3 protein-coding genes are annotated in these 3,820 nt (G+C 65.7%); 1 reads left to right on the top strand and 2 read right to left on the bottom strand.

Features of this window, described 5'->3' with window-relative positions:
- Together RWR81_RS12790 and RWR81_RS12795 are read right to left on the bottom strand one after the other, a co-directional pair.
- Positions 1-899: hemolysin family protein (locus RWR81_RS12790; RefSeq protein WP_314458101.1), on the bottom strand; the 899-nt coding region annotated here is incomplete at its 3' end.
- The gene (locus RWR81_RS12795) at positions 896-2,239 is read right to left on the bottom strand and encodes a hemolysin family protein (protein WP_314458102.1); all 1,344 of its coding nucleotides are present in this window, start codon (positions 2,237-2,239) and stop codon (positions 896-898) included. The genes RWR81_RS12795 and RWR81_RS12790, both read right to left, overlap by 4 nt.
- A gap of 418 nt (positions 2,240-2,657) precedes the next feature.
- Between RWR81_RS12795 and RWR81_RS12800 the strand changes: the two genes are divergently transcribed.
- Positions 2,658-3,820, top strand: a 1,163-nt coding sequence (locus RWR81_RS12800; RefSeq protein WP_314458103.1) for a hypothetical protein, incomplete at its 3' end; no start/stop codon positions are given.

A 3,820-nucleotide genomic window follows, 5' to 3' on the forward strand; every position in this document is an offset into this window, starting at 1 on the left:
CCGACGGGCACGAGTGCGCGAGCGCGCCAGGCGGGCACCGGCTCAGTGCGGTCGGCGCCGTCGGCGTAAAGGATGTCCTTGAGGTGCAGGTAGCCGGTGATGGCCGGCTCCGCTCCCCCGTCGGCTACGGCCTGGTCAGCCACGAGCGGGAAGCGGGAGAAGCCAGTGGAGGCCACGGCCCTCTCCACATCCTCCGGGGTGCAGTCCTGAGGCAGGGTGACGAGCTCACTCAGGGGCACCATGACGCTGCCGGCGGTCTCCTCGGAGAACTCCAGGGCGCCACTGAGCAGGCCGGTGGAGTCCTCCAGGACGCCCTCGGCGGTGGAGCGCTCGACGATGGAGGCGACCTCCTCGGCGTTGAAGGCGGCGGAGATCTCCTCCTTGGCCTCGATGCCCAGGACTCTGAGGACCCCATTGGCGAAGCCGTTGAGAGCGTTGACCACGGGGCTGAAGACGCGCGAGCACCACACCAGGGGCGGGGCGAGCCAGCGCACGGCCTTCTCCGGGGAGGCGATGGAGATGTTCTTGGGCACCATCTCCCCGGCGACGATGTGCAGGCCCACGACGATGACCAGGGCGATGACAACGGCCACGGCGTGGGAGCCGGCGTGCCCGACGCCGACGGCGGCGAGCAGAGGTGCGAGGGCATGGGCGATGGCCGGCTCGGCGACGACGCCCAGGCCGGTCGAGCACAGGGTGACGCCGAGCTGGGCAGTGGCCAGCATGCGCGAGACGTTCTGGAGGGCCCACAGGGCGGTGGCGGCGCGGGTGTCGCCGGCCTCGGCCAGCGGCTCGAGCTGGCTGCGGCGCGAGGAGGTGACGGCGAACTCGGCGCCGACGAAGAAGGCGTTGCCGGCCAGGAGGATGACGGTGATCAGGAGGGCGAGCGGAGTGCTCATCGGCGCTCCCCCTCCGTTCCTCGGCCTCCGGGGGCGGCCTCGGGGTCCTGGGGGCGCACGTGGAGGCGGGTGACGCGGCGCCCGTCCATGGCGTCGACGGTCAGGGAGGCGTGGGGCAGGTCGACGACGTCGCCGACGGCGGGGATGCGGCCGAGCTCGGTCATGACCAGGCCGCCGAGGGTCTCGTAGGGGCCGTCATCGGGGACCTGGATGGCGGCGCGGGTGGCGAGCTCATCAGGGCGCATCCATCCCGGGACGACCCAGTGGCCGGAGGGGTCGAGGTGGGCGCCGGCGCGGCGGCGGTCGTGCTCGTCGGCGACGTCCCCGACGACCTCCTCGACGGCGTCCTCGAGGGTGACGACGCCGGCGGTGCCGCCGTACTCGTCGACAACGATCGCCATCTGGGAGCCCTGGGCGCGCAGCTCGACGAGCAGGTTGGCCAGCGGCATGGTCTCGGGGACGCGGGGCGCGGGCGTCATGAGGGAGGTGGAGGCGACCGGCACGTCGGCGCGCCGCTCGTAGGGGACGCCGATGGCGCGGCGCAGGTGGACGATGCCCATGACGTCGTCGACGTCGCGGCCGATGACGGGGAAGCGGGAGTGGCCGGTGGCGCGGGCCAGGTGCACGACGTCCTCGGCGGAGTCGTCGGCCTCGAGGGTGTGGAGGCGGCCGCGGTCGGTCATGACGTCGACGGCGGTCAGGGCCCCCAGTCCGATGGAGCGGGTGAGCAGGGTGGCGGTGGAGGCGTCGAGGGTGCCCTCCTCAGCGCTGTGGCGCACGAGGGAGGCGAGCTCGCCGGCGCTGCGGGTGCCGCTGAGCTCCTCGGCGGGCTCGATGCCCATGGCGTGCAGGACGGCGTTGGCGGCACCGTTGAGCAGGACGATGAGGGGCTTGAGCAGGGTGGTGAAGCCCATGAGGAAGGGGGCCACGAGGCCGGCGGCGCGCATGGGGTCGGCCAGGGTGGCGTTCTTGGGGATGAGCTCGCCGATGACCATGGAGAAGGCGTTGACGACGATGAGGGCGATGACGACTGCGGCGCCGGTGGCCACGGAGGTGGCCAGCCAGTGGCTCATGAGGCCGGTGAGCAGGTTCGCCAGGGCCGCCTGCATGGTGTAGCCCAGGAGCACGGTGGTCAGGGTGATGCCGACCTGGGCCCCGGACAGGAGGGTGGACAGGCGCCCCAGGGCGCGCCGGACAGTGGTGGCGCGCTTGTCCCCAGTGGCGGCGCGGGTCTCGACGGTGGAGGGGTCAAGGGCGACCAGGGAGAACTCACCGGCCACGAACAGGGCGGTGCCCACGGTGAGGACCACGCCGACGGCGATCATGAGCCAGTCGGTCATGCGGGTCCCTCCCCCACGCGGGATGAGGTGTGGACGCTGGAGGCGGACGAGTCGGGGTGGGGGTGGTCAGAGACGGGCGAGGAGGCGCGGTGCGTGCGGGTGCGGCGCCTCGAGGCCCGGCGGAAAGCCGATCGCATAGTGACCGAACGGTACCACCGCGGCAGTAGTGAGGCCGAGACCGGCGCCAGGCCTCAGGTATGCATCGCCGGGGCACTGATTTCTCACGATTCAGGTAACCTACACCACAGACCAAGCGAGGATGGAGGTTGCGATGCTGCCACGGAGGCCACAGAAAGCGGTCCACTCAACCGATCCTGGCCAGTCCGGCTGGTGGCTCCTTGCGCCAGCCTGCGGCGCAGTAGTAGGTGCAGCCATTCCATACCTCGGCACACTCGGCCCCAAGTGGGCCGCAGCATGCATGGCACTCAACACAATCGGAGGCATAACCGCCACGACACCCCAGTTCCGCGAGTGGCTCTCAGCACGCTTCCACAGACAGCAAATCACCGATACGGCAGGCGTCTTGAAGAATGGCATCGGAAATAAATATCTGAGTCACAAAGACCTCTACTCCCTGCGAGTTCACCGCTCTGATCGTAAAGATATCACCGACTTCGTACATCGGGATATCCAGGACCAACTGGTCGAGCACCTCAGAAACAGGATACCCGTCCTCATTGAGGGGACATCCATGGCCGGAAAGACGCGCCTGGCAATAGAGACGATTCGTTCCCAATGGCCCGACACCTACTGCTGGTTCCCCCTAGGTCCCGGCGATATTGAGGAACTTCTCAATAGTAACCAACAGCCGCCACTCGGATCAATTATCATTTTAGACAATCTCGACAGATTTCTGTCAAACCAAAGTCTCACGCTGGGCCAACTCAACCGTTGGGTCAATAATTCGTGCATCATCGTCGCCACCATGATGCATTCACAGTACGTAAAACATAGTGATCGCAGTAACGAGAAAGTGGTGGGATGGGACGTGGTCAATCGCTTCGAAAGGCTCACACTCAGCCCATCATTGTCAACAAAAGAACTCAATGACGTTAAACATACCTCCTATGCAAACCAGCTATCACAAATCGAGAATGTCGGCTTAGGCCCCCTACTTGGATGCGCCGAAGTGGTGCGCTCCAAATTCGCAGACGAGCTCAAGAAGCACTCCCAATGCGGAGCGCTCATTAAAGCAGCAGCGGACTGGCGTCGCATCGGCCTAGGTCCCGCCTCAAGAGATCAACTCACTTCCCTTTCCCTATCGCATAAGAATGAAGTATGGGAAACAGTCGACTGGGATGACACTTGGAAAGAAGCTACAAGACTCATCAACCACACCACCCCCCTTCTACGCCAAGTAGGAGAGGATCAATGGGAAGTTCTTGACACCATCGCCGACGAAGCAGATTGGAAAATCTCAGAGCAAACATTCACGGCACTACAAAATATCACGCTTTCCGTGCAACAGACACGCCAATCAGCCTTCACCATGCTCATAGAAGGCGCTTCACCTTCCTTAACGAACGCCATGTTTCAACGCGCCATCGACGCCGACCCCGAGATCGACGCCACCGTCCTCGG

Source organism: uncultured Actinomyces sp. (assembly GCF_963526355.1).
In the GTDB taxonomy this organism is placed as follows: Bacteria; Actinomycetota; Actinomycetes; order Actinomycetales; family Actinomycetaceae; genus Actinomyces.

Excerpts from the sequence above, each read along its gene's own strand:
- RWR81_RS12795 (WP_314458102.1), bottom strand. The coding sequence starts at position 2,239 with ATGACCGACTGGCTCATGATCGCCGTCGGCGTGGTCCTCACCGTGGGC.